This is a genomic window from Staphylococcus sp. HMSC069D12 (genome assembly GCF_001810405.1).
Taxonomy (GTDB): Bacteria; Bacillota; Bacilli; order Staphylococcales; family Staphylococcaceae; genus Staphylococcus; species Staphylococcus haemolyticus.
Genome location: NZ_KV801088.1, coordinates 1 through 25,266, shown reverse-complemented (window position 1 = coordinate 25,266; position 25,266 = coordinate 1). Strand labels below are relative to the sequence as shown.

Annotated in this window: 23 protein-coding genes and 1 pseudogene; 12 read left to right on the top strand and 12 right to left on the bottom strand. The window is 33.9% G+C overall.

Annotation, left to right across the window (positions count from 1 at the left end):
• Positions 1–235 (top strand): LPXTG cell wall anchor domain-containing protein (locus tag HMPREF2737_RS00650; RefSeq protein ID WP_141745568.1); only part of this gene is annotated, 235 nt, incomplete at its 5' end.
• A gap of 129 nt (positions 236–364) precedes the next feature.
• Here the strand turns inward: HMPREF2737_RS00650 and HMPREF2737_RS00645 are convergent.
• The 5 genes from HMPREF2737_RS00645 to HMPREF2737_RS00625 form a co-directional block, all read right to left on the bottom strand.
• Positions 365–742 (bottom strand): hypothetical protein, encoded by a 378-nt coding sequence (locus tag HMPREF2737_RS00645; protein ID WP_037552124.1) that lies wholly within the window; start codon positions 740–742, stop codon positions 365–367.
• A gap of 458 nt (positions 743–1,200) precedes the next feature.
• Positions 1,201–2,028 (bottom strand): phosphonate ABC transporter, permease protein PhnE, encoded by an 828-nt coding sequence (phnE, locus tag HMPREF2737_RS00640; protein WP_037552122.1) that lies wholly within the window; start codon positions 2,026–2,028, stop codon positions 1,201–1,203.
• Positions 2,025–2,825 (bottom strand): phosphonate ABC transporter, permease protein PhnE, encoded by an 801-nt coding sequence (gene phnE / locus HMPREF2737_RS00635; protein WP_037552120.1) that lies wholly within the window; start codon positions 2,823–2,825, stop codon positions 2,025–2,027. Before phnE (HMPREF2737_RS00635) ends, phnE (HMPREF2737_RS00640) begins: the two co-directional genes overlap by 4 nt.
• Before the next feature lies 1 nt (position 2,826).
• Positions 2,827–3,600 (bottom strand): phosphonate ABC transporter ATP-binding protein, encoded by a 774-nt coding sequence (phnC, locus tag HMPREF2737_RS00630; RefSeq protein WP_037552119.1) that lies wholly within the window; start codon positions 3,598–3,600, stop codon positions 2,827–2,829.
• Between the two features lie 315 nt (positions 3,601–3,915).
• The gene (locus tag HMPREF2737_RS00625) at positions 3,916–4,875 is read right to left on the bottom strand and encodes a phosphate/phosphite/phosphonate ABC transporter substrate-binding protein (RefSeq protein WP_037552118.1); all 960 of its coding nucleotides are present in this window, start codon (positions 4,873–4,875) and stop codon (positions 3,916–3,918) included.
• 302 nt (positions 4,876–5,177) lie between these two features.
• On the opposite strand from HMPREF2737_RS00625, the gene HMPREF2737_RS00620 reads away from it, so the two are divergent.
• Together HMPREF2737_RS00620 and HMPREF2737_RS00615 are read left to right on the top strand one after the other, a co-directional pair.
• Positions 5,178–6,719, top strand: a complete 1,542-nt coding sequence (locus tag HMPREF2737_RS00620; RefSeq protein WP_037552117.1) for a bifunctional metallophosphatase/5'-nucleotidase — start codon at positions 5,178–5,180, stop codon at positions 6,717–6,719.
• A gap of 73 nt (positions 6,720–6,792) precedes the next feature.
• Positions 6,793–7,356 (top strand): hypothetical protein, encoded by a 564-nt coding sequence (locus HMPREF2737_RS00615; RefSeq protein WP_037552115.1) that lies wholly within the window; start codon positions 6,793–6,795, stop codon positions 7,354–7,356.
• 68 nt (positions 7,357–7,424) lie between these two features.
• Here HMPREF2737_RS00615 and HMPREF2737_RS00610 read toward each other — a convergent pair whose 3' ends face one another.
• Complete coding sequence (locus HMPREF2737_RS00610) at positions 7,425–8,594, bottom strand: MFS transporter (RefSeq protein ID WP_037552114.1); 1,170 nt, start codon at positions 8,592–8,594, stop codon at positions 7,425–7,427.
• A gap of 774 nt (positions 8,595–9,368) precedes the next feature.
• Here HMPREF2737_RS00610 and HMPREF2737_RS00605 point away from each other — a divergent pair.
• The 6 genes from HMPREF2737_RS00605 to HMPREF2737_RS00580 all read left to right on the top strand — a co-directional run bounded on the left by HMPREF2737_RS00605 (position 9,369) and on the right by HMPREF2737_RS00580 (position 15,111).
• Complete coding sequence (locus HMPREF2737_RS00605) at positions 9,369–9,572, top strand: helix-turn-helix transcriptional regulator (protein WP_011274640.1); 204 nt, start codon at positions 9,369–9,371, stop codon at positions 9,570–9,572.
• Positions 9,569–10,285 (top strand): DUF3169 family protein, encoded by a 717-nt coding sequence (locus HMPREF2737_RS00600; RefSeq protein ID WP_037552111.1) that lies wholly within the window; start codon positions 9,569–9,571, stop codon positions 10,283–10,285. Before HMPREF2737_RS00605 ends, HMPREF2737_RS00600 begins: the two co-directional genes overlap by 4 nt.
• Before the next feature lie 90 nt (positions 10,286–10,375).
• On the top strand, positions 10,376–11,221 hold the full coding sequence (locus HMPREF2737_RS00595; RefSeq protein WP_037552109.1) for an ABC transporter ATP-binding protein: 846 nt from the start codon (positions 10,376–10,378) through the stop codon (positions 11,219–11,221).
• Positions 11,221–11,856, top strand: coding sequence for an ABC-2 transporter permease (locus HMPREF2737_RS00590; protein ID WP_016930604.1), 636 nt, complete (start codon positions 11,221–11,223; stop codon positions 11,854–11,856). The genes HMPREF2737_RS00595 and HMPREF2737_RS00590 overlap by 1 nt, the downstream gene beginning before the upstream one ends.
• 166 nt (positions 11,857–12,022) lie before the next feature.
• Complete coding sequence (locus HMPREF2737_RS00585) at positions 12,023–12,808, top strand: arylamine N-acetyltransferase family protein (RefSeq protein ID WP_011274636.1); 786 nt, start codon at positions 12,023–12,025, stop codon at positions 12,806–12,808.
• A 44-nt stretch (positions 12,809–12,852) separates the two neighbouring features.
• Entirely contained in the window at positions 12,853–15,111 is a 2,259-nt protein-coding gene (locus HMPREF2737_RS00580; protein ID WP_037552108.1) for an ATP-binding cassette domain-containing protein, read from the top strand.
• 77 nt (positions 15,112–15,188) lie between these two features.
• On the opposite strand, the gene HMPREF2737_RS00575 is transcribed toward HMPREF2737_RS00580, so the two are convergent.
• Complete coding sequence (locus tag HMPREF2737_RS00575; RefSeq protein ID WP_037552106.1) at positions 15,189–16,964, bottom strand: oleate hydratase; 1,776 nt, start codon at positions 16,962–16,964, stop codon at positions 15,189–15,191.
• Between the two features lie 196 nt (positions 16,965–17,160).
• Between HMPREF2737_RS00575 and HMPREF2737_RS00570 the strand changes: the two genes are divergently transcribed.
• Entirely contained in the window at positions 17,161–17,748 is a 588-nt protein-coding gene (locus HMPREF2737_RS00570) for a TetR/AcrR family transcriptional regulator (protein ID WP_016930600.1), read from the top strand.
• Between the two features lie 87 nt (positions 17,749–17,835).
• Here the strand turns inward: HMPREF2737_RS00570 and pbp4 are convergent, their stop codons facing one another.
• From pbp4 to HMPREF2737_RS11525, 3 genes are all read right to left on the bottom strand, one after another.
• Positions 17,836–18,987, bottom strand: a complete 1,152-nt coding sequence (gene pbp4, locus HMPREF2737_RS00565; RefSeq protein ID WP_037552104.1) for a penicillin-binding protein PBP4 — start codon at positions 18,985–18,987, stop codon at positions 17,836–17,838.
• A 253-nt stretch (positions 18,988–19,240) separates the two neighbouring features.
• Complete coding sequence (locus HMPREF2737_RS00560) at positions 19,241–20,380, bottom strand: polysaccharide deacetylase family protein (protein WP_037552102.1); 1,140 nt, start codon at positions 20,378–20,380, stop codon at positions 19,241–19,243.
• A gap of 135 nt (positions 20,381–20,515) precedes the next feature.
• Positions 20,516–20,686, bottom strand: a complete 171-nt coding sequence (locus tag HMPREF2737_RS11525) for a hypothetical protein (RefSeq protein WP_016930597.1) — start codon at positions 20,684–20,686, stop codon at positions 20,516–20,518.
• Positions 20,687–20,773: 87 nt separating this feature from the next.
• Here HMPREF2737_RS11525 and HMPREF2737_RS11680 point away from each other — a divergent pair.
• Positions 20,774–20,923: pseudogene (locus tag HMPREF2737_RS11680) on the top strand (urease accessory protein UreD); the annotation flags it as partial.
• 138 nt (positions 20,924–21,061) lie between these two features.
• Here the strand turns inward: HMPREF2737_RS11680 and HMPREF2737_RS00555 are convergent.
• Both HMPREF2737_RS00555 and HMPREF2737_RS00550 read right to left on the bottom strand, forming a co-directional pair.
• A complete protein-coding gene (locus HMPREF2737_RS00555) occupies positions 21,062–22,708 on the bottom strand; it encodes a phospho-sugar mutase (protein WP_037552101.1) in 1,647 nt (548 codons plus the stop codon).
• Between the two features lie 258 nt (positions 22,709–22,966).
• Positions 22,967–23,944: an SMP-30/gluconolactonase/LRE family protein gene (locus HMPREF2737_RS00550; RefSeq protein WP_037552100.1), complete on the bottom strand. Its 978-nt coding sequence runs from the start codon at positions 23,942–23,944 to the stop codon at positions 22,967–22,969.
• Between the two features lie 276 nt (positions 23,945–24,220).
• Here HMPREF2737_RS00550 and HMPREF2737_RS00545 point away from each other — a divergent pair, with 276 nt between their 5' ends.
• Entirely contained in the window at positions 24,221–25,183 is a 963-nt protein-coding gene (locus tag HMPREF2737_RS00545; RefSeq protein WP_011274628.1) for an oxygen-dependent tRNA uridine(34) hydroxylase TrhO, read from the top strand.
• Positions 25,184–25,266: the final 83 nt, after the last annotated feature.

Here is a 25,266-nt window from a genome sequence, read left to right as displayed (position 1 = left end):
TGGCTATGCCGAGCAAAACGGTCTAGTTAAACAACAAGATCAATCAACAAAATCACAAATGAATTCGCCACTTATTAAACAAGCAACTCGTTCTCAACAAGCGAGTCAAACTTCATTACATCATGAATTACCTATGACAGGTGAACGCACCTCAACGACACCGTTTGTTTACAGTCTTATAGCTTTCATATTAGGCGTAGGTGTAATTAGCCTTAGACGTAAATTTTCTAAATAAGCAATAACTATATTTTTCTAATTATCTGTTACTTTTATTACTAGAGCATTTCTTTTATGCATATGAAAACGAAGAAGCTATCGCTACAGGTGAATCAACCTATAAGCGATAGCCTCTTTTTTATAACTTCTAAACTAATAATAATTTGATGCCTCTAATAATATTTTTAATGAACAAATAAACGCCTACTACCACCAATATAACTGCAATTGTCCATGAACCAAATACAATCCAGCTTTCTGTATTAGTTGATGCATTGCCCATAACACTAGCAGATAGCATCAATGCTAATGGCGCTAATGTAAAGCAAACCCAAGTAAGTATATGGTTAAATAATGCTTTACATGCATGAGTTGATACAGGTTTGTCAGCGATAATCCACATTACAATAGGTAATAGTATCGGTGCAAAAAACACACTTAAATAACTTATAGATGATGCAATATTTTCATTTCTACTACCATAGAATTCATCGTTTCTATATTTATTACTATTTACATTTTCCATATTTACTCACCTCACTTATATATAAACACATAAAATAGGAGACTTTTAGGAAAAGCGTCCAAAATTACAACTCTGTAAGTTACGGATAGTTTATAACTTTGTAGAAATGTGAGACATAACTATGGCAAATAAATTAGTGAATGAATGCTTAAAATTTATATCTTAATGCAATAACATTTCAAAGCAGTTAGAACACAATGCTGTAATTCATCGACAAGGTTATAATGCTGACAAACGTGATGCTTATGCTGCGATGTCAAAAAGGTTCGTCATTCCTACAATGAAGTCAAAATCATTTTTGAAAACACTTTACATAGGGTTTTTAAAACATAAAAAATAAACCATGGTAATGGGACGCCACTCATATCAAATGCATTGTCCTATCCCCATGGTATATTTTAAACATTTAGAGTATCGAGCCGATTAAATATACTTTAATATTTACTCGACTCTCTCATCTATACAATTCGCTTACGTATTGCTCCTGAAATTAAGTCAACAATTGCTACCATAATAACTAATCCGATTAATATGATACCTACCCTGTCCCAAGAACGTGTTTGAAGTGCAAAAATTAATGGTGTGCCGATACCTCCAGCACCGATAAGTCCTAGAATCGAGGCAGAACGTAAATTCAATTCAAAGCGATATAACACAAGCGATAAAAATGATGGTAATATCTGTGGTATAACTGCAAAGATCAAAGTTTTCGTCTTGTTAGCACCACTTGCTTTCAATGCCTCGACTGACGTGAAATCTAGCCTTTCGATATCTTCTACGAATAATTTTCCTAGCATCCCCACTGAATGAATGCCCAAGGCTAATACACCTGAAAATGATCCTGGTCCAACTGCTTTAATGAAGATTAAAGCCATGACAATTTCCGGAAATACACGAATGACACTTAATATAAATTTAGTGATGCCAGTTACTGGTCGTACTTTGATTAAATTTCGTGCACCTATAAAGGCAAATGGAATACATATAATAGCAGCGATAAACGTACCAATCACCGCAATCGCAAACGTTTCAAGTAATCCACGTAATAAATCTTCACCAGCAGGAATATATACATAACCCCAATCCGGATGAAAAAGTCCGTTAAAAATAGATTTTAAAATTTCAATGGATTTGGATTTTAATTCTAATGCGGGCATTCCTACAAAACCCCACGCAATAATAGCCAAAACAACAATTGCAATGATCCAATTTTTAATTATTTTTTGCTTGTGCTTTTTTGATTTAACGGGATACTTTTGTTCTAAATTATATTTATTTTGTGTCATGCGAGTTGTTCCCTCACTTTCGAGCTTACATAGTCAATTATGACAACAATAACTAATGTAAATAGAATAATCATCGCAGTTTTAGGATATTGGAATAAGCCTAAAGTAGAATCATAGAACAATCCAATACCGCCAGCGCCTACAAGACCAAGTACCGCTGAAGCACGAATGTTAATTTCAAAAGCGAACAACACATATGAGAAGAAAGTTGATAATATTTGTGGTACAACTCCGAAGACAATCCATTTCGTTTTATTTGCCCCAACTGCCGTCATGGCCTCCATTGGGCCTGGATCTATGGTTTCAAGTGCTTCATAGAGTAACTTTGCAATAACACAAATAGTTAAGATAAATAGTGCTAATACACCTGGAATTTGACCAATACCGAAGACAGCTACAAATATAGCTGCTAGTAATAAATCTGGTATCGTACGCACAATATTTAAAATAAAACGAGCCGGAATTGAAATCCATTTCGTTTTAACAATATTACTTGCACAGATTAAAGCAATTGGGATAGATACAATCGCACCTAGAAATGTCCCAACAATTGCCATGCGAACGGTATCTAACATAGGTTTCAATATTGTATGTATATATGCCCAGTCTGGCGGTACCATTTGTCCAAAGAATGAACCAATTTGAGGTAAACCTACCATTAAATCGGCAAAACTAAAGCCAGTATATAAGAAACTCCATATTATTAAAGCTAATACTAGAAAAATAGTAAAACTCGTTTTTAGCGAAAACTTCTTATTCAAATATTCATCATATTTACTTGTTGTAGGTGTCGCCATATTATTCAACCCCTAGCTTCTCATCATCTTTAAGTTTACGACCGTAAATATCATTAAACACTTCCTCAGTTGCCTCACTTGCAGGGCCATCGAATACAAGTTCACCAGCACGAAGCCCTATAATACGCGTACCGTATTCAAGTGCTAGATCTACAAAGTGCAAGTTAATAAGAATTGTAATACCTAATTCTTCATTTATCTTCTTTAAATCATCCATCACTTGTTTTGTTGTTAGAGGATCCAAAGACGCTACAGGTTCATCAGCTAAAATAATTGCTGGTTCTTGTGCTAATGCACGAGCGATTGAAATACGCTGTTGTTGACCTCCTGACAATTCATCGGAACGTTGGTCGTATTTATCCAGAATGTTCACACGCTCTAAAGCATCCATGGCCTTTACTTTATCTTCTTTTGGAAAAAACCCTAACACCATCTTCCAAGTTGGATGATAGCCTACACGTCCGCTTAACACATTGCGTAATACAGATGATCGTTTTACAAGATTAAAATGTTGGAAGATCATCCCAATATTACGGCGCATCATTAGTAGATCTTTACCTTTAGCTTTCGTAATCGATTTACCTTCAATAAGAATATCACCAGATGTTATATCATGAAGTCGATTAACTGATCTTAATAGCGTTGATTTACCTGCACCTGATAAGCCTACGATAACTGCGAAATCTCCCTTTTCAATATTCAAATTGATGTCTTTTAATCCTACATGACCATTTGGATAAACTTTATTGACATCTTTAAATTCAATTTGACTCATTTAAATAGCACCCTTCATTTATTACAAAGAAAGGGGTGAGACAGAATTGTTTATGAATTCGTTGTATCTTTAGCTTGTTGAAATTCTCTTTGCTAGGGTCTGCTCACACCCACAAGGACGACTAGAACTGAGAAAGCTTGTTTTATGTGCCATCTCAGTTCAGCCAGCTACTGCGAATTTGCTGAGTAGCCTCAAAAATATTATTTTCGACCTTGCTCCTCTTTGTCTTTTATTAATCTACAATGTTCATTAGTCTAAGTTTAGATATATTGTGATAATATTAAAGCTTCAATTTCGTTTAATGATGCTCTAATATTATTTCATATCTTGAACTTGTTTTTCATATTTTCTTACAATATCAAAGTCTGAATCTTTGGCATCTGTGTATCCTTCATGAGAATATACTTCACTGATGATTTTGTGACCTTCTTTTGTTTTTGCGATATCTTTAAATGCTTTTTTAAGTTTATCTTGGAATTCTTTATCTATATCTGGACGAACTGAGATTGTGTCATTTGGAATAGGTTCTGTTAACTTAATAATCTTAGTGTCTTTAAATACGTTAGATTGATCTTTTTTAACAATGTTACGTGCATCTTGGAATACTGCTGCCGCGTCAACATCACCATTGAGTAATGAAATAACCGCTTGGTCATGCCCTTTCACATTTACAATCTTCATATCTTTAGTAGCGTTAATGCTAGTCGCTTCTTTAAGTGTCGCAATTGGGAACGTGTAACCTGCTGTAGACGTTACATCTTGTAATGCGATTTTTTTACCTTTTAAGTCTTTTAAATCTTTAATTCCAGAATCTTTTTTGACCAAAATTTCTGATTTATAATCTTTAACTAATTTGTCTGAGTTAGACCCATCTTTGTTAACGCCATAACGTTGAGCTTGTAACAATAAATCTGCTGCTTTTTGATCATGTGCTAATGTGTATGCAGTTGGTGGTAAGAAACCTACGTCTACTTTTTTAGATTTCATCGCTTCTACGATTGTATTGTAGTTAGTTGATACAGATACTTTTACTGGGATGTCTAACTTTTCAGACAATAATTTTTCAAGTGGCTTTGCTTTCGCTTCAAGTGTGTCCGCGTTTTGAGATGGCACGAATTGCACTGTTAATTCTTTAGGTTTGTAACCATCTTTACCAGAATCAGAACCGCTGTCAGAACTTTTGTTGTTACTATCTAATGAGCTATTATTTCCACATGCTGCTGTAAAAATAATAACTGTTAAAGCTAGCACTAAAAGATACTTCATTTGCTTCATAACTGTAATGCCCCCGTTCGATATATAAATCGTGTAATTTGTCAATTCAATTGACAATATAAGATTAGCACAATATTAATTGAAATAGTATTTAATTAATGTCAAATTTATATAAAATACATTCATATCATTAAGATATTGTAAATTATTTCTAAAAAATCTTCTTAAAATCTATTTTGTATATCTTTTTTACTATAATTTTTTTCTATAAAGATAAATTTATTTTTGGAAATGAATAATGATTGATTATCACGCATACCTTATAATTATTAATAACTATCATTAATGAAAGGATGGTACTTATGACTCAACTTAGCTTTTATATCGTTAGTGATGTTCACGGCTACATATTCCCAACTGATTTTTCACAGACGAATCAACAAATACCTATGGGTTTGTTATATGCTAATCAACTTATCGAACAATCAAGCAAAAACGACGATATTTACTTCAAAATAGATAACGGGGATTTCTTACAAGGATCACCTTTATGCAATTATTTAGTTTCAGAGATACACACTAGCAAACCATTAACAGCGATATATAATCGATTGAATTTTAATTTGGGAACGATTGGTAACCATGAATTTAATTACGGCTTGCCTTATCTTAAAGACACACTTCACGACCTTAACCATCCAGTGCTATGTGCTAATATTTTAGATTCGAAACAGCAACCTTTTACAGGTGAAGACGTACATTATATTGAAAAAGAAGGTCTAACAATAGGCGTCATCGGTTTAACTACGCAATATATTCCCAACTGGGAACAACCTCACCATATCGAAGGTTTAACTTTCAAGAGTGCGATTGAAACACTTACCCAACTATTACCTAATGTCCGTGAAAAAGCTGACATCGTCGTCGTTTCATATCACGGTGGATTCGAATGTGATATAGATACAGAGGAACCAACTGAAGATTTAACTGGTGAGAATGAGGCTTCCGAAATTCTACGTCGCTTCCATGAAAGTATCGATGTCTTGATTACAGGTCACCAACATCGAGATATCGCGACAGTTAAGTATGAAACTGCCGTTATTCAACCTGGTACACGTGCAACACAAATAGGTAAAGTAACGCTAACGATTGACGACAATAATCATATTATTGATACGCAAAGCGAATTGTTACCTGTAGTGGGAGACTCAGAATTTAGTCTATTACCGGAAGATTCTAAGCTATTAACACATCTAGAAGACTGGCTAGATACTGAAATCACGACCTTACCTGAACCGATGTTAGTAGAAGATCAATTTGAGGCTCGAATTAAACCTCATCCACTTATTAATTTAATAAATGTTATGTTATTAGAGAAAAGTGGTGCTGATATTGCTAGCACAGCACTCTTCGACTCTGCAGCAGGATTTAATAAACGTATTACTATGCGCGATATCATCAATAATTATCCTTTTCCCAATACATTCCAAGTTTTAAAACTTACAGGTGCAGGTATTAAAGACGCTTTAGAAAAATCAGCAAGCTACTTCACGCTTAACGATAAAAATGAAATAACAATCAACGATGCATTTTTATATCCGAAACCACAACATTTTAACTACGACATGTATGGCGGTATCACTTATACCATTCATGTAAGAGAACCTATTGGTCAACGCGTAACTGATATTAAGGTTGGCAATGAACCACTTATCAGTGATAAAACTTATACCATTTGTGTCAACAACTATCGTGCTGCAGGCGGTGGTAATTATGACATGTTCGCTGAAGCACCTGTAGTTAAAGATATACAAGAAGAAGGCTCACAAATTTTAATCGATTTCGTTACTAATGGTGATTTGCACAATATACCTCAAGTTGTTAACTTTAAAGTCAAACAATAATTCTCTTCTCACACTATTTAAATAATGTAAAATATAAGTGTAAATATTCTCACTAGAAAAGGAGTTCATTATTATGAGTGAATTTTTAGCTGCCATTGTCGGAGGTATCTTTGCGCTAATTGGGACATTTTGGGGGATTAAATATCAAATCACTAAAGAGAAAGAAGAAAAACGTGAAGATTATAAAAATGATATTTTGAGTATGATAGATTTAACTGCTTATAAAGCATCTAAAATAAGTAAAATTCATTTAAGTGAAACCAATGCTCTAATAAACAAGCCGCAAACGTTAGAAAAATGCGCTGACGTGGAGGAACTTTTTGTAAAATTAGACGATCAAATCCAAGAATTATTGGGTACTATGAGTCACCATGAAGAAGAATCTAATAAACCTATTCGTGATTTGCTAAATTGCTATGAATCACTGGAGAATTATATCTCTAAATTTTCTATAGCTGCAAGAATCTATAATGATAAATACGAAACAAACTCTGACGATAAGCGCGTTATCATCGTGAGAACCAAAGAGAAATTAGATCGTAACATAAATACGTTCATAAATGATTTACGTCAATTTTCTAAACATCACTTCAATCACGATATGTACGAACCAACATTAAAATTCGAATCTGAATAACTATAATAGAACACCTCCAACATCGGTATAAAGATAAACTGACATTAGAGGTGTTTTCAATTTAACTATTATTCTTCAAATTGAATGTGTTTCTTTTCATAAAAATAATTAACTGCATTAATTAAAATACCTAAAATAATTATTCCCCCTGACACAAAGGTAATCATTAAATAAGGTAAACCGATTGATAATAAAATTGAACCGATAATGGCACCTAAAAAATTTGCCACATTAAAGATAGACGCCGCTAATGTACTCGCAAGTAATGGTGCTTCTTTGGCACTTAATATAATCTTACTATTTAATAACGGTGTCGTACCAAATGTTCCAAATCCAAATAAGAAACATATAATAATGGCTAAAATCGCATTATGCACAAAAGTGACAAATAATATGATAGTTAAAAATAGTAATAAAAACGTATAAAATAGATATTTTGTCAGTTTAGGTTCTGGCACATTTCCTGTGATTAAGTTGCCTAACACACCGCCTAACCCAAACATAAATAGACAAATTGTTAAGCCTACTATTTTAAAAGGTGCGAAGTCATGTATCATTGGTTCCATAAAAGTATATGTTGTGAATACGCCAGAATAATCAAAGACGATAATAGACATCACGATTAAAATGTGTGGATTTTTAAATACTTTTAATTCATTTTTTAAATTAGATTCTGTACTTAGAGATACATCTGGTACAAACTTCAACATACCTAGCATTGTAATAATCGCTAAACCAATCATAACGCCAAATACGGCTCTCCAATTCGCAAAGCCACCTAAGAATGATCCGAATGGCACACCAATCATAACCGCAATTGTTAATCCTGCTTGGACTAATGCGATGGCTTGCGGTTGTTTACCACGAGGTGCAACGGCTGCAGCCACACTCATACACACGCCAAAGAATGGTGCGTGCATTGAAGCTGATAACAATCTTGATAACAGCAATACTTGAAAATTAGGTGCCAACATTCCTACCACATTACTACCTATAAATATGGCAACTAAAATGGGTAATAAACGTTTGGCACGAACATTCATTGTGAATATACGCATAAATGGTCCAATTAACGCAACACTCACAGCATATACACTGATTAATAAACCTGCACTTGAAATAGACACTTTCATATCACTTGCGATTTGAGTTAGTAATCCCGTTACAACATACTCTGCCATTCCTACTGTAAATGTACCTAACATGAATATGAAGAACATCATTCTGTTACCTTTCATCATTGCTACCTTCTTTTTTGTCGCTCTCAAAAATAATACGAGTGCTATATTACAAAAAATTAGATAGCATGTGAAGAAGTTTGTTCAGATTTTTTATTTTCTTAAGTCAGTGTTCGCAAGTTTTCATATATTTTCATTGTATTAAAATTAAGACAATTTCAAGTATGTAGTATTTCGAAAACCTTCCATATATGTAACATTTTCAATCAAAATGTCGCTATGTTAATCTAACTAGCATAGGAGTGAAATGATGTCTGAATCCAAAAAAGATAAATCCAAACAACCACTTTGGGAACTCATAATTAATATTATCCTAGAACTATTTAGTGCGATCATTCGATTTTTCAAACATTTATTATCTTAACTTCTCAGGTGTTGACCTCTATTGCCTTAAGTTGTCGTTTAAATGTTTCTGATTCTTATTTATTTAAAGAAGATTATTAAAGCACTTGTTAAAGAAGTCCAAAAGCAGAAATGTGCGTAGTTAGTCATGCTCTTAATAAAATTGAAGCTACTCTAATTTCAACATTAACTTATATTACACTAGATGAAGTAAATCAAAACATCGTCACAAAATATCGTCTAAACGATTTAAACCAATGAGTTTTAACAAATAGCAAAACACTGTAATACAAGCCTTCAGGATGTCTTACTTCAGACAACCCGAAGGCTACTTTTTATATCTAATTTGACAAAAATACAAGTCTTTTTGACTAATATAATTGTCAAAATGACAAAGATAATGTAACATAAAAGCCAAGGAGTTGATGAATATTGCGAAATCGTCTTAAAGAATTACGTGCTCGCGATGGCTTCAATCAAACACAACTCGCTAAACAAGCCGGTATCTCTCGGCAAACAGTTTCTTTGATTGAACGTAATGATTTTATGCCGTCCATTTTAACAGCCGTTAAAATTGCGCGTATATTCAATGAACCAGTTGAAAATGTCTTTATATTTGAGGAGGGAGATTTATGAAAGTAAAACGCTATCTTATATTAATAGTAATTGGTGGCATTATTGGTGGTTTTGTGGGTTCTTCAATAGGAAGTATTAGTACTTTTCTATCAAATGTTAATTTTGCACATACCCATTTTGGGTTAATCATTTGTATCATTGCATCGCTAATTATCATCGGTCTTACATTTTATTTGTGGAAAGTTCAAAAAGATGCGCTTAAATTTAAAAATCAAAGTCTCAATTCTATTGAAGATGATGATGCTGATTTATTCGAAATGAAATCCAATTTAAACTTCAATAAATCTAGTATCATCACCTATATTCAATTAATCATAAGTTTTGTTGCGCTTTTATTAATCGTCTTTGGCCATGGTTCAAATATTGATGTATTGTACGCTATCATCCCTTATATGTTGACCATCATACCTTCAATAATGCTAGGCTTTTTCAATCGTCGTTTCGATTCACGTTATCCTAAAATAGGAGAAAAAAATTATACTGAAAAAACCTTAGCACTTTTGGATGAAGGTGAACGTCATATCGCTATAGTAAGTATGTATAAAAACTACGGAGTAAACTTAGTACTATTAATGATCGCAATTATATTTTTAGGTATCTTCTCTATTGATACTGGCTCAAATCAAACACTAGGGATACTATTCTTAATAATTATTTTCGCCTATAACAGTTTAGGTTATATGTTAAAAGTACGTAAATTTTACAAATCCTAGTTATTTATTAATTAATCTATATTATGATAAAAGCAACTAATCTTTAATCGAATTAAATCTAATACTAATCAACAGAAAGAGTGGTTTATTATGGAACATCTATTGCAAGTGCAAGATCTCAACAAGTCGTACAAGAAATCCAATTTCCATTTGAAAGATATTTCTTTAACACTTAAACCTGGCGAAGTTATTGGTTTAATTGGTAAGAATGGTTCAGGTAAATCAACATTGATTAATACATTAGTTGGTAACCGTTTTAAAGATTCTGGAGAGATTTCATTTTTTAATCAAGTTGTCTCTGATAAGGATCATGCATACAAAGAGCATATTGGCGTTGTATTCGATGACTTACGTGTGCCTGATAAACTCGAAATTAAAGATATGGATAAAGTTTTTGCGGATATTTTCAAAACCTGGAACAGTGATCGTTTCTTTGAAGTCATTCAGCGTTTCGAATTACCAACTAACGCTCAAATTAAAACATTCTCAAGAGGAATGCGTATGAAAGCAGCCTTAGCCATGGCTCTAGCGCATGATACAAAATTACTCATACTGGACGAAGCAACTGCTGGTATGGACGTATCAGGACGTGAAGAAGTCATTGAAATGTTGGAAGACTATATTTCAGAGGGTAATGGCATACTCATTTCATCTCATATTTCCGAAGATATAGAACATTTAGCTACAAAATTAATCTTTATGCGTGATGGTGAAATTGTACTTCAAGAAAGCAAGGAAGAATTGTTAAATCAATACGGTATTGTCGAAGTTGATGAGCATGATGATTTAGATATTCCACAAGACATCATCATTGCATCAAGAGTGAGACAAGGTCAACGCCAAATCTTAGTCAAGGATTGGTCTAGTGTGACAAACGCTAACCCACTTAACACTATTGATGACGCAACAAAATTAATTATGAGAGGTGATAAATAATGAAAGGTCTAATTTTAAGTAGTTTCTATGCATCTAAAAAATCACTTATCACATATTTAATTGTAGCTATTGTAGCAAGTTTCTTATTCGCTTTTATAAATCCAGCAATGGCATGTTTCTTACCAATGATTTTCTTATTGTCACCAGTGACTGATAACTTAAAGCGAGAAAAAGATTCTAAATGGATGTATTATATTTCAACATTGCCAACACATCGAAGTGCTTACATTAAAAGTTATTTCGCATTTTATGGCATACTCATCTTTATCGGATTAATTATTGGATTAATTGCAGTATTAGCGATACATCAGAATTTAATGTTAACACTTATTTCAGGTTTAGTAGGTATTGGTGCGGCAGGCACATATGCTATCATGTTCCCGTTAACATTTAAATTTGGTCCTGAAAATTCAAATGTCATCATGATTTCAACATCGGTTATCGTTCTTATTTTATTCTTTATTACTTACTTTGGTGTTATTATGTCTGCCATTGTACGTTCAGGTTCATTCTCTGATTTAGGAACAAATCCTACAGATATCCTTTTCATTAGTTTATATGCAATACTTGGTTTGATTTGTTTAGTGGCTTCTTATTTCATTTCAATAGCCATTTTCAACAAACAAGAACTGTAATTTTTTGAATAATAACATAGTTTAATATATTAATACTGGTTCTAAACACGAGGCATCAACTGCTATCAAGTGTTTGGAACCTTTTTCGTCTCTATTCTTACATGCGTCATTCCATCATTATAGGGTATGGATTACTAAAAGCTTTTAACAAAGGAGTCCTCATCTAATGGATATTCAAACTATCGAACACTATTTAAATATTGATTCATCAAAATATCATGAACCTTCACTTGAAGCACTCAATTATTATATTAAACGCTATATGTTGGCCGTTCCTTTTGAAAATATCAATGTCCAAAATGGCATGCCTGTTTCTGTAGAAATTAATGATTTGTATGATAAATTGATCAATCAGCATCGTGGTGGATTCTGTTACGAAATGAATCATTTCTTTGGGACTTACCTTGAAGAAAAAGGTTTCACCGTATATCGTATGTCTGCAACTGTTGAACAACCTAATGGCAATCGTAGTCCAGAAGGTTCACACATGTCACTTGTAGTTCCAATTAATGACGTATATTATGTCGCAGATGTAGGCTTTGGTGACTTACCTTTACAAGCCTTGCCTATTACAAATATAGATCCTACTCACCCCGTTACAGATATTACCGGTGAATTCCGAGCAATTTCAGAGCATGAAGGAACTTATAGCATTCAGAAACTCGAAGATGATAGTTGGATCACACGTTACGAGGCTCGTTTCCAACCTAAGCAAATAGAAGATTTTGAAGATATGATTCAATATAATTCACAACATCCAGATTCTATTTTTGTACAACAACTTATCGTTACTCAACCACAATCATTTGGACGTGCAACGATGTCCTCACACCATCTAACGCTAAGTAAACAAGATGGCAAAGATAAATATGATGTAACTTCAGATAACTACCGAAATATTTTAAAAGAATACTTTAATCTTGATGTTAAAATCAAACCACTAGAAGCATAATTTAATATGACCAGCAAGTTAATCTAGATTTAAGAGGTCTAATTATGACTAATATAGACATTATTGGTGCCAAACAAAATAACTTAAAAAATATAAATGTATCAATTCCGAAGCACCAATTAACAGTTTTTACAGGGCGTTCAGGTTCGGGTAAGTCTTCCCTAGTGTTCAATACTGTAGCTGCAGAATCTGAAAGATTGTTAAATGAAACATATTCAAGTTATGTGCAACATCAACTGACACAATATGAGAAACCAGACGTCGATCAAATTAAGCATCTTCCTGTCGCAATGATTATTAATCAGAAACGACTTGGAGGTAACTCTCGTTCAACTGTAGGTACAATTTCTGATATTTACGCGTCTGTCCGACTGCTATGGTCACGCATCGGCAAACCATTTGTCGGTTATTCAGATATCTTTTCTTTCAATAACCCTAAAGGTATGTGCGAAACATGTTCAGGACTAGGTTATGTTGAGGATATTGATTTAAATGAATTACTTGATTATGATAAATCACTTAATGAGGATGCGATTAAATTCCCTTCATTTAGACCTGATAGTTGGCGAGGTAAACGTTATTTATATACAGGTTTATTTGATAATGATAAGAAATTAAAGGATTATACGAAAGAAGAAATGGATACGCTTTTATACACCGAACCAACTAAATTAAAGAATCCACCATCAAATTGGCCTAGAACTGCTAAATTTGAAGGTCTTATTCATCGTTTCCGTCGTTCATTTTTACTCAATGATAATTTTGAAAAGAAACGTTTTAAAGAAGATATTGACCGTGTAGTATCGAAACATGATTGTCCTGATTGTCATGGACAACGTCTTAATGACACTGTATTAAGCTGTAAAATCAATGGCTTAAATATTGCAGAATTTACAAACCTACAAATCGATGAGGCGTTAGCCTTTTTAAGAAAAATAAAATCAGACAAAGCCCGTGTGATTATAGAGCCACTTAAGAAACAACTAGAAGCATTAAGTTATATTGGGTTGAATTATTTAACACTAGCGCGAGAAACAACTTCACTATCTGGTGGTGAGTCACAACGTATTAAACTCATTCGTCACCTTAATAGTCCTTTAAGCGACTTAGTCTATATTATTGATGAACCAAGTGTCGGACTACATCCAGAGGATATTCAGCGTATCAACGATATCATTCAATCCTTAAAAGATAAGGGCAACACAGTCCTCGTTGTAGAACATGATCCAGATGTTATCAAGACTGCTGATCACGTTATTGATTTAGGACCTTTAGCAGGAAAAAATGGCGGTGAAATTACATTTACTGGCTCTTATAATGAATTACTCAGTTCGGACACAAGTACTGGTCAGGCGTTGAACCGTCAGCATCAACTTAAAAAGACGCCACGTAAAGCGAAAGACATACTTCAAATTGCTAATATTAGTCGCAATAACTTACAAAATGTCTCAACTGAACTACCTAAGCATGCAATGACTGTTGTTACAGGTGTTGCAGGTTCAGGTAAAAGTTCACTCATCACTGCAGGATTTGAACGTGAACAAGAGGCTATCTTTATTGACCAGAAACCTGTCCATGCATCAAATCGTTCTAATCTACTTACTTATTTAGATATCTTTGATGATGTACGGAGTTTCTTTAGTCAACATACTGGTCTTAAGAAGAGTATGTTCAGCTATAATTCAGAAGGTGCCTGTCCGGAATGTCATGGTAAAGGGGTTTTAAAAACGGAACTTGCATTTATGCCAGACTTTTCACAAGTATGTGAATTATGTGGTGGTACAAGATATCGTCCAGAAGTGTTAGAAGCAAAAGTGGAAGGCTATTCTATTGCGGATATTTTAGCGTTAACCGTGGATGAAGCCATTGAGAAATTTAGCGACAGTCCAGGTATTACACGACCGCTTCAAGCATTAGCGGATACGGGATTAAACTATATGACTCTTGGACAATCATTAGATACCCTTTCAGGTGGTGAAATTCAACGTGTGAAACTAAGCCGTTACCTAACACAAGATGTGACCGATAAGATCTTTATTTTTGATGAGCCAACAACTGGGCTACATGAAGATGATTTACCAATTCTAATTGATTGCTTTAATCATCTTATTGAAGAAGGCAATACGGTTATCTTGATTGAACATAATTTAACGATGATGACTCAGGCCGATTGGTTAATTGACATTGGGCCTTATGCTGGAGATAAAGGTGGTCAATTACTTTATGCGGGTGAACCTGAAGGCATTTTTGACATCGACAATTCCGTAACCGCTAAACATTTAAATCGATATATTGGCCAATAAATAAACAAAACAAACACCCCCACATGCTGATTAGACATGTGGGGGCATAATTTTGCCATTATGAATTTTATCTACACTTATAGTAACTTGTGTTGGTGCAACAATTCTTCGATATAGGTACCTTTTATTTTCTTCAAGAAAGCGTTAAGAGCGAGTTTCTGTATTTTGTTATGTTCTGAGAGTTCTGATAGATTTTTACCATCATTAAGTTCATATAAGGCATCCATCAATATACGAAGATCGAATTCTGTTGCAACCACTTCAGGGACACCTCTATCTATGTCCAATAATTGGTATACTGCTTCCATAGCAGTCCTTACCGAATATTCAGTGGTAAATACAGTATCTCTTTCTGTTTCTGCAAAATTACCAATAAAGGCTATGTTGCGAGCATTTTCAGGCACGACAAGTGGTCTGTCCCCAACGGATCTAGGCATAAAATAAGAACAGATATATGGCATATAGACTGGTATCGTATTACATTGCGTTTTAGCGAGGTCTTCAATTTGATTGATAGGAACGCCCATATGATATAACCATTCTTGGCAAATTTCATTTCCACTGCATTCAGTGATAGGTTTATGGATGTAATCCCCATTTACGTTTGAATATAATGCATAGATCCAAACGCTCACCTCGTCTTCGGGTTGGCTTTTAAATTGTTGTTGACGATTAACAGTAAAACTCATTTGCCATTTAGAATCATTAACAGTAACAATACCACCTGTCACTGTCTTGCCGGCTAAAGGGTCTCGTTTACAAATTTGCTCGATTGTATTAATAATTGTCATGTTATTTGTCGTCGCGGTTGCTGATACAAACCAACTTTTGTCTGGTAAACGATGATAGAACTTTTCGGGACAACCAAACTCAGGGCTCTGTTTGGCAAGATTACGCCATAACGTCCAACTACCACCGATTTCTTTTGTAGGGGGTGCGGGTGTGTTGTTATCTCCATAAGTTGAACTTTCAGTGATACTACCATTCGTAACAAATACTAGATCATCTGGCATTAGAGGAATGATATCATCTTTACCTGAACGCTTAAGTTGAATTTCACGCGCAACCTTCTCTTTCGTTGTGATATCTACTTTGATATTCAACACTTGAACATCATATTGAAATTGCACACCGTGGGACTCTAAGTAAGCAATCATCGGAAGAACTAGTGATTCATATTGATTATATTTGGTGAACTTAAGGGCACTGAAATCTGCTAATCCTCCAATGTGATGTACAAAGCGCATTAAATATCGACGCATCTCCATTGCAGAATGCCATGGCTCAAATGCGAACATCGTTTTCCAATAGATCCAGAAATTCGAATGCAAAAAGTCATTTGAGAAGACATCCGTAATCTTCATATCGTTTAATGTCTCTTCTTTCATTAAACATAAATGAATGATTTCTTTAATGGCTTGTGACGTCAAAGTAAAATCACCATCAGTAGCTAACTGATGCCCCCTTTTCTCAATAACACGACAACGTGAGTAATTAGGGTCTTCTTTATTTAACCAATAAAACTCATCTAGAACGGAAGCATTATCCATTTCAAGTGACGGGATGGAGCGAAATAAATCCCACAAACATTCGAAATGGCTCTCCATTTCTCTTCCACCTCTCACAACATAGCCTTTCAAAGGAAGTTCATCTCCATCTAAACTTCCACCAGGTTTAGATAATTCTTCTAAAATATGGATTTTTGACCCATCCATTTGTCCGTCTCTAATCAAGAAACATGCAGCAGCTAGAGATGCTAATCCGGAACCAATAAGATAAGCTGATTTACGCTCTACATTTTCTGGTTTTTTAGGACGTGCAAATGCTTCATAATTTCCATTACTATAGTACATACGTATCACTTCCCAAGTTTTCATAGTTTTTAATTTTTAGATTGAAAAGTAGTAAACTATAAGTAATCTTAAAGAAATTAATCTACCCTTCGATAGTATTATAAAATGACGAGGGGCAAGAATTGTGCGTCACTTATGTGCGTTTGTAACATAAGCGACATTTTATTCAAACTGTCCGATATGAGGAGTGATTAAGTTGAACAAACAAGATTTACGCGTCCAAAAAACACATCAAGCCCTAATTACTTCATTTTCTGATTTACTACAAACTAAATCTTTTGAACAAATAACGGTTCAAGACTTATGTGCAAATGCAAATGTACGACGATCAACTTTTTATCGTCATTTTAATGATAAATATGACTTGTTAAATCACGTTGTCGGCACGTTGATTGATCATTTTAGAAAGTTATATTTACCAGACATTAATCCCGACAATCCTAGACAATTTTTTGAGAAATTGATGAGAGATGTTTTGACATTTATTCACGATAATAAAGACATTGTCCGCAGCGTTATAACACTCAATTTTTACGGCGAAGTTTATACTATTTTTTATGAACAAATCTATAAAGCAGTTCAAAAGCAAATTGAATTTGATCGACAGAGCGGTCAATTTTATGTAGATGTAACAATATATGGAGAATTTTTAACTGGAGGTATTTTGAGCGTCATCACGAATTGGATTCAACATGGACAACAACAATCGATTGATAAAGTGACGAAAGAAATTGTTAATATGATATGTGGCGCAAGAGAAGTACATTTGAAAAAACTGAGCTAAAACGCCTTTATTAAAGATATTTCATTATTTGAAAAATGTCGCCAAGATAAAAGCTTAGCGACATTTTTTCTAATTTAATTTATTGATTTAGAACCATTTCCATTTTTTATCAGCAGCTACACGTGGATACTGACTGCCTGGTAAGAAATCCCTATTATAATGAACATAGGCTTTACCTTTTCTATTGATAGCTAGATGCCATTTAGATTTATCTTTAGGTACAACATCATATAAATCTTTTTTTACATGATATGTCTTGCCATCTATCTCATGGTTTCCCTCAGTTAACACTTTCTTATATTCATATTTTTGACGATATTGTTTGATGATGTGATTACCTATTCTATTTCTATTGTATTTCGCCTTTACATCACCAAAGGGTTTCACATTCATTAGTGTTTCATTTAGACGTAATTGATCTTGCTTATTTGTCAGTGCAATATTATAGCCTTTATTACTTGTACCTGTCTTTAAGCCATCTGTACCAGGTAAATATAGTGGTTGCCCTTTTAAAGATAAATTCGTACTTTTAAAAGTATTTCCATTTTGAGTATCCCGTGGCAACTTAGATATTTGTAATATCTGAGGGTACTTCTTAATTAACGCTTGCATTAAAAGGTTCATATCTTTAGCGGTACTTTTAGGGTAATCTTGTTTCTTAAATTTTGAAGGTGCATATTGATCTAATAAACTATTCTGCGCACCTGCTGGATTGACAAAATTTGTATTAGCCATATTAAACGATTTAGCTCGTTCATTCATTGTGTTAGTAAATTTATTATTATCGCCACTTACTTTCTCACCTAATATCATTGCTGCGGCATTACTTGATGCTAAAGTGGTTTGTTTAATTAATTCTTCAATAGTATGCGTTTGACCTTGTTTCAATGATACTGATGATAGGTTTGGTAGGTTGGACATGGTAGCATACTTATTTGTAATTTTGACTTTGTCACTGAGCTTTAACTTCCCATTCTCAATCGCTTCATAAGTTAAATATAAGGTCATTATTTTAGACATAGAAGCAGGGTCAACCTGATTATTTCCCCGGTAATTATATAGAATTTGCCCTTGCTCAGTAGTAAGCATGACACCACTAGGCTGATATTTCGTACTAATACTACTTTTCTTTTCTTTATTAGCAATAGTTACTGGCGATTCACTCGCATCACTTATCGATGTATGTAATAACGAAATCGTAGTGATAATACCTATTCCTTTTACAAATTTACCAAACAAAATATCCCCTACTTTTTTAATATTAATAATGTTGTACAATACCTTTTATAACAATATTATAGGAATAATACAACTACATTCAAAATCATAATCACTTAACTATATTGTTGTTACTTACTATACATTTTGATATCCATTAAACTTTACTTGCTTTTTAATGAAAAATTGAAACTCTGAGAACTACCATAATACAATTCTCAGAGTTCGACTATGTCGTTTCAATTAAGGTTCGTCACATAGAAAGTAATTAAAATTATTTATAACCTTTCTCACCTTTAAAATAACTACGATCTTCTTTGCTATAAACTTTGTCTGGATTTACAAATGGTTTCAACTTGTATTTAAAGTCATATAGATTCAAACCATCGATAGCAATACGGTCTTGATAAACGCTATCTTCACCAATATCAGTAAAATTATTTGGACCTACCCCAGCTAAGAATTTAAATCCTGCTTTATTCTCTAGGTACTGATAGCCTGCTGAACCTCTATCTTGCGCACCATGAGGGAAAATAAATAAATCCGTTTTGCCAATAATTGGCGTTACTTCTTTCTTCCAACGTTCTGTATCTTTCACAATACGATCATATGAACTATTTGCAAAATCAATGTGCCCCCAAGAATGACTTGCGAATGTCCAACCATCGCGTTTCATTGCATTTGCAACTTTTATCGCTTGTTCTTTTCGCTTAGAGTAGTCTTTACTATCCAACTCATTCGTGCGATATCCGAGTACCCCATTGTATCCAGTTAAACCAACCACACCTTTTTGTCCATTCAATGAAAAATCTGGATGTTCTTTTACGAATTGATTTAGAATCGGAACAATATCATTCGATTCACTTTGAGTAACCTTACCATCTTTGTCTTTCGTTTCAGATACAACATGATTATATTTGTCTAATACTAAGCGATCTGCATAACCATTTCCTCTCATATATTCATAATAATTCATATCATCTATTGATAAAATTAACGGTTTCTTTCCTTTGGGCAACTTAAGTGATTTCTTTTTAATAGGTTTAGAATTGAAATCATATGCATCATGCGGATCAATCAATATGTAATGGTGCTTATATAATTCATCAAGTGAGCGTTTAAATTCTTCAACGGTAATCATCCAATCATTATTGCCTTTGGCTTGATTCGCTTCACCAGTAAACGCCACTTTAGGATCCGTAATTAAAGGATGGAAGAAAATATGTGCTACATCACCCTTATATTCAACCCAATCTTTTTGACCAGAACTACGCTTTTTCGCATAAATATTCTCTTTTTTATTATGCGTTTCTTCTTTAGCTTTTTTCTCTTGCGTTTGCGATGTCGATTGACAAGCACATAAAACAATGGCTATTAAAACAGTGAATACACTCAACAAATATTTTTTAATCATGTATTGGCTCCTTTATGTAAGAAAGTAATTTTATGCCGATTACTAAATATTATATAACATTTTTATACTATGCATAACATATCATTTATAACTTAACGGAATTTTTACATGAAATTAATTTTATTCAGTTTTAAATTATTTGTTTCTTCTTTTCGCGAGAAATTTCATACTTACATTAACTACAATCGCTAAAACGATTAAGCTTTTCAATATTAATTCGTAAATTGTTGGCATCGAAAATGTACTAATAAACACAAATATTAGTATAAGTACTATCGCAATTTTATCGTGAATATCTAATGTCATTATGTTCACCTTTAGCTTTAATATAATTTCTTATATAATTGTATTATACATATAAAAGGAAATGGATGTTTTGAGGAAATTATTAGCCTTGGCATTATGCAATTGCCAACTCATGGTTTTACTGTAAGAGTGTTATCTAATATGACCCAGGCAATTGAGGAGATTCTAAATACAGTTCAATCTTATATTGCGAATAAGTTATATGATCGACAAATAGACTTTTTAAGAAAATATTAATTAAGAAAACAGCTTATGGTGCACTTTGTGATGTGTACTATAAGCTGTTTTATATTATTCTTTAATTTTGAAAATGAACGATTGAGATGTGATTATATTTAATACTGCTTACTTGCATATAAATGCTTTTTCATCATACTATTCGGTATCGCCAAATATATAATTATATATGTCTTGTGATACTTGTTCGAAGTTATCGACGTTGAGTGACAGATAGAATTTCAGTTTAGGCTCTGTGCCTGATGGTCTTAAGGCAATAAACCCTTCTTTAAAGAGTATTCGAATCACATTCGCTTGTGGTAATGATATTGCTTCTTCCGTGTTGTCTTCTTTATAATTGCGTTTCAATGTCTCGTAATCTTCTACTGCAATGACTTTTAATCCTGCAATGACATCAGGAATATTACGTCTTAATTTATCCATTAAAGCGTTTATTTGCTGTTGTCCTTCTCTACCTTCAAAGACTTTAGACATCGGTTTATCCCGATATTGTCCTACTTCTCTATGAATCTCTTTTAATGCGTCGTGCAGTGTTTTGTCTTCATTTTTCAAAATAGAAGCATACTTAATGATTAATGGAACGATTTGAATGGCATCTTTGTCTCGCACGAAGTCGTCAGCTAAGTAACCATAGCTTTCTTCATAGGCAAATAAAAATGATTCTGTATCATCTAACTCACGAATGGCTTTAGCAATGTGTTTAAAGCCGATTAAGACTTCCTTCACAGTTACCTCATGTTGTTGTGCAAGACGTTTACCTAACTCACCACTTACAATAGATTGAATAACAACCGAATGATTCGGCACATTCGTGTATTCGAGCAGATATTTAATGAGTAATGCGCCAATTTCACTACCACCAAAGTAATATGTTTGACCATTTGTATCTCGTTCTACAAATCCCATGCGATCGACGTCTGGATCTGTCGCAATAATAAGGTTAGCCTCCAAGTCGTGTGCCTGTTGAATTGCTAAATCAAAGGCTTCTCGCTCTTCGGGATTCGCACTTTTAACGGAACTGAAATTTGGATCTAACTCACATTGCAATTCGACTAAGCTTACATTCTGAAAATTAAGATGCTTTAAAACGTCCGGAATAATCGGTACACCAGTACCATGCAAACTTGTATATACGACCTTCAAATCAGATTGTGGAATATCACCTATAAGATTTGTAATTTCATTTATGTAACTATCATAAACCGCTTCTTGTAAATCAAAGGTGTTCTTCTCAATAAGTTCTTGATTTAAGTCAATATTCAACTCAAGTGGATTACCTAAGTTATTGATATATTGAGCAACTTCTAATGAAGTATCCTCATCTAATTGCGCACCATCTGCACCATAAACTTTGATGCCGTTATAATCTTTAGGGTTATGGCTTGCTGTAATCATGATACCGGCAGATGTTTGCAAGTATCGGACAGCAAAAGATAGTTGTGGCGTTGTTTTATATACATCTGCCAGATAAACTTTAATGCCTTTCGAAGTCAAAATTTGCGTAATAATATGCGCGAATTCTGAAGATAAATGACGAATATCATAGTGAATGACAATTGAAGGATTATCTTCTTTATCTTTTAAGTAATTAGCAATTCCTAATGCCAGACGTTGTATGGTATAGCGATTTAAACGGCCTGGACCAAGTCCAAACTGGCCACGAATACCTGCAGTTCCAAAAGCTAATTCAGTTTCAAATCCTTGTTCTTGAAACGTTGTGGTCTGACTATCATAGAATGATGCTACAAGACTGTCATCTTTATATTTCATCCAATTGTCTTTCATTATATACTCCTTTCATACTTATACGGATGTCTTATTATTCTATTTCAGTATACTGGATATTTAAAAAAGTTTCATTTGATTAGAAGATAAGCATTATTTAGTTATCGTTGATGCTCAACGAATCAAACTCGCAATAAGTAACCCATAGTGATAATATACATTTATAAATTAATTCCATTGGCAACACCAACCCCCTCACTATTGCGTTAGTGAGGGGGTTTATGGTGTGTTAGACGATGTCGCTTATTTCTCTATTACTTACTGAAATTGATAGCTTTCATGACCTTTCGCAAAGGCTTCAATGGTATAAATCATAGAACCACCTTCTGAGTCGTTCTCAATGTCATTGGTACAAATGAGCAATTGGTTTGTTTCAGGAATAAATTGTGGATGTGTTGAACGTAACATTTTACCTTCATCACGCCCTGGCATTAAGATTTGACCAATAGGATATCCACGTTTGTTGAAGACTAGAACACGCCCTTGTCCATACATTGCTACGTATAAATTATCATCGCTATCAATACAAACTGAGTCTGGTCCTTCATGGCCAGTAAAGTAATATGGAATCGTTGCGCCAAACGGTGCAATTGTCACGCCATCGTCCTCTAATTGAATACGATGTAGTCGGTTAGTCGTTGTTTCTGTAACCCATAGTACTTTTTCATCCGTACTTAAAGCTACACCATTCGCTACTGAAATGTTCTGAATGACTGGTGTCACTGTCTTGAAGTCTGGTGAAACATAGTAAACGCCACCTTTAGGGTTGGTAGAATAGCCTCTGAAATCAGTGAAATAGAAACCACCTTTACTATCAAAGACCATGTCATCAATACAATATTCAGTATTGAGTTCCGAAATGATTTCTTCAAATTGTTCACCATGTTCATCTGTGGCGAAGATACCACCTGTTGACTCGAAATCGCCTAAATAACAAGTGAATAAACGTCCATCTTTATGTATTTTGACTGCAGCTGGATTTTGTTTTGTTGATTGAAACGCTGTTGAAACCTTTTTTGTGTCTATGTCGACTTTAAAGATTTTACCGCCAAACACTTCACATAAAAATAAATTATGATCTCTATCAAAGACAAGACCTTCAAGTTGAAGTCCTTCATCTGAAATTTTTAACCAAGGTTCTGCCGTTACCGTTTGTAATTCACTTTCAGAAATAATAGGTACTGCACTTTTTGATGCCCCAGTATATGTTAATTTTGGTAAAGATTGATTTGTCATAATTAACAATTCCTCCCTTTTCGAAAAGTATAATCTTAATTCATTATAATCCTTTAATTCACTTTCTACTTATCGTACTACATGTAATCGTTTTCAAAAAGTAATTGTACTTCTAACATAGGTCTGTTGTCCTATATTCAAAACCGAAATATTGAAAGTTATTGTAAATTTGGTAAAATAATATAATGTTGATTTTTATAAAAAGATAAATTATTGAATAACTAAATGATATGGCTTGCCTTTACGATAAATAAATTTTTAGAGGAGAATTAGAAAATGGATTATAGAGTGTTATTATATTACAAATACACAACAATTGATGACCCTGAAACATTTGCAGCTGAGCACTTAGAATTCTGCAAATCAAATAATTTAAAAGGTAGAATTTTAGTTTCTACAGAAGGTATCAATGGTACATTATCAGGTACGAAAGAAGATACTGATAAATATATCGAACATATGCATTCAGATGAGCGTTTCGCAGATATGACGTTCAAAATTGATGAAGCTGAAGGACATGCCTTCAAAAAAATGCACGTGCGTCCAAGAAATGAAATCGTTGCTTTAGGTTTAGAAGACGATGTTGATCCACGTGTTACAACTGGTAAATATTATTCACCTAGCGAATTTAAAGAAGCACTTGAAGATGAAGATACTGTCATCTTAGATGCTCGTAATGACTATGAATTTGACTTAGGTCACTTCCGCGGTGCCATTCGCCCTGATATCACACGCTTCAGAGACTTACCAGACTGGATTCGTGAGAACAAAGATCAATTAGATGGTAAAAACATCGTAACTTATTGTACAGGTGGTATTCGTTGCGAAAAATTCTCTGGTTGGTTAGTTAAAGAAGGCTTCGAAAATGTAGGACAACTACACGGTGGTATCGCAACTTACGGTAAAGATCCTGAAACTAAAGGTCAATATTGGGACGGTAAAATGTACGTCTTCGATGAACGTATTAGTGTTGACGTTAACCAAGTTGAGAAGACAGTTATCGGTAAAGAACACTTTGACGGTACACCTTGCGAACGTTATATTAACTGTTCAAATCCTGAATGTAACAAGCAAATTCTTGTTTCAGAAGAAAATGAAGACAAATATCTCGGTGCTTGTTCATATGACTGTGCCAAACATGAACGTAACCGTTATGTAGCTAAAAACAACATTAGCGATGAAGAATGGAATCGTCGTTTAGAAAACTTCAAAGACGTTCCAGAACATGCACATGCTTAATATCTAAATCATATCCCTTATGAGATTTAATTAGCTCATAAGGGATATTTTTTGGCTCTACGTCAAATCGGACTGATGAGTCC

Bases quoted from the DNA above. Each gene is read 5' to 3' on its own strand.
- HMPREF2737_RS00645 (WP_037552124.1), bottom strand. From the start codon at position 742: ATGGAAAATGTAAATAGTAATAAATATAGAAACGATGAATTCTATGGT.
- phnE (WP_037552122.1), bottom strand. From the start codon at position 2,028: ATGACACAAAATAAATATAATTTAGAACAAAAGTATCCCGTTAAATCA.
- phnE (WP_037552120.1), bottom strand. From the start codon at position 2,825: ATGGCGACACCTACAACAAGTAAATATGATGAATATTTGAATAAGAAG.
- phnC (WP_037552119.1), bottom strand. From the start codon at position 3,600: ATGAGTCAAATTGAATTTAAAGATGTCAATAAAGTTTATCCAAATGGT.
- HMPREF2737_RS00625 (WP_037552118.1), bottom strand. From the start codon at position 4,875: ATGAAGCAAATGAAGTATCTTTTAGTGCTAGCTTTAACAGTTATTATT.
- HMPREF2737_RS00620 (WP_037552117.1), top strand. From the start codon at position 5,178: ATGACTCAACTTAGCTTTTATATCGTTAGTGATGTTCACGGCTACATA.
- HMPREF2737_RS00615 (WP_037552115.1), top strand. From the start codon at position 6,793: ATGAGTGAATTTTTAGCTGCCATTGTCGGAGGTATCTTTGCGCTAATT.
- HMPREF2737_RS00610 (WP_037552114.1), bottom strand. From the start codon at position 8,594: ATGAAAGGTAACAGAATGATGTTCTTCATATTCATGTTAGGTACATTT.
- HMPREF2737_RS00600 (WP_037552111.1), top strand. From the start codon at position 9,569: ATGAAAGTAAAACGCTATCTTATATTAATAGTAATTGGTGGCATTATT.
- HMPREF2737_RS00595 (WP_037552109.1), top strand. From the start codon at position 10,376: ATGGAACATCTATTGCAAGTGCAAGATCTCAACAAGTCGTACAAGAAA.
- HMPREF2737_RS00590 (WP_016930604.1), top strand. From the start codon at position 11,221: ATGAAAGGTCTAATTTTAAGTAGTTTCTATGCATCTAAAAAATCACTT.
- HMPREF2737_RS00585 (WP_011274636.1), top strand. From the start codon at position 12,023: ATGGATATTCAAACTATCGAACACTATTTAAATATTGATTCATCAAAA.
- HMPREF2737_RS00580 (WP_037552108.1), top strand. From the start codon at position 12,853: ATGACTAATATAGACATTATTGGTGCCAAACAAAATAACTTAAAAAAT.
- HMPREF2737_RS00575 (WP_037552106.1), bottom strand. From the start codon at position 16,964: ATGTACTATAGTAATGGAAATTATGAAGCATTTGCACGTCCTAAAAAA.
- HMPREF2737_RS00560 (WP_037552102.1), bottom strand. From the start codon at position 20,380: ATGATTAAAAAATATTTGTTGAGTGTATTCACTGTTTTAATAGCCATT.
- HMPREF2737_RS11525 (WP_016930597.1), bottom strand. From the start codon at position 20,686: ATGACATTAGATATTCACGATAAAATTGCGATAGTACTTATACTAATA.
- HMPREF2737_RS00555 (WP_037552101.1), bottom strand. From the start codon at position 22,708: ATGAAAGACAATTGGATGAAATATAAAGATGACAGTCTTGTAGCATCA.
- HMPREF2737_RS00550 (WP_037552100.1), bottom strand. From the start codon at position 23,944: ATGACAAATCAATCTTTACCAAAATTAACATATACTGGGGCATCAAAA.
- HMPREF2737_RS00545 (WP_011274628.1), top strand. From the start codon at position 24,221: ATGGATTATAGAGTGTTATTATATTACAAATACACAACAATTGATGAC.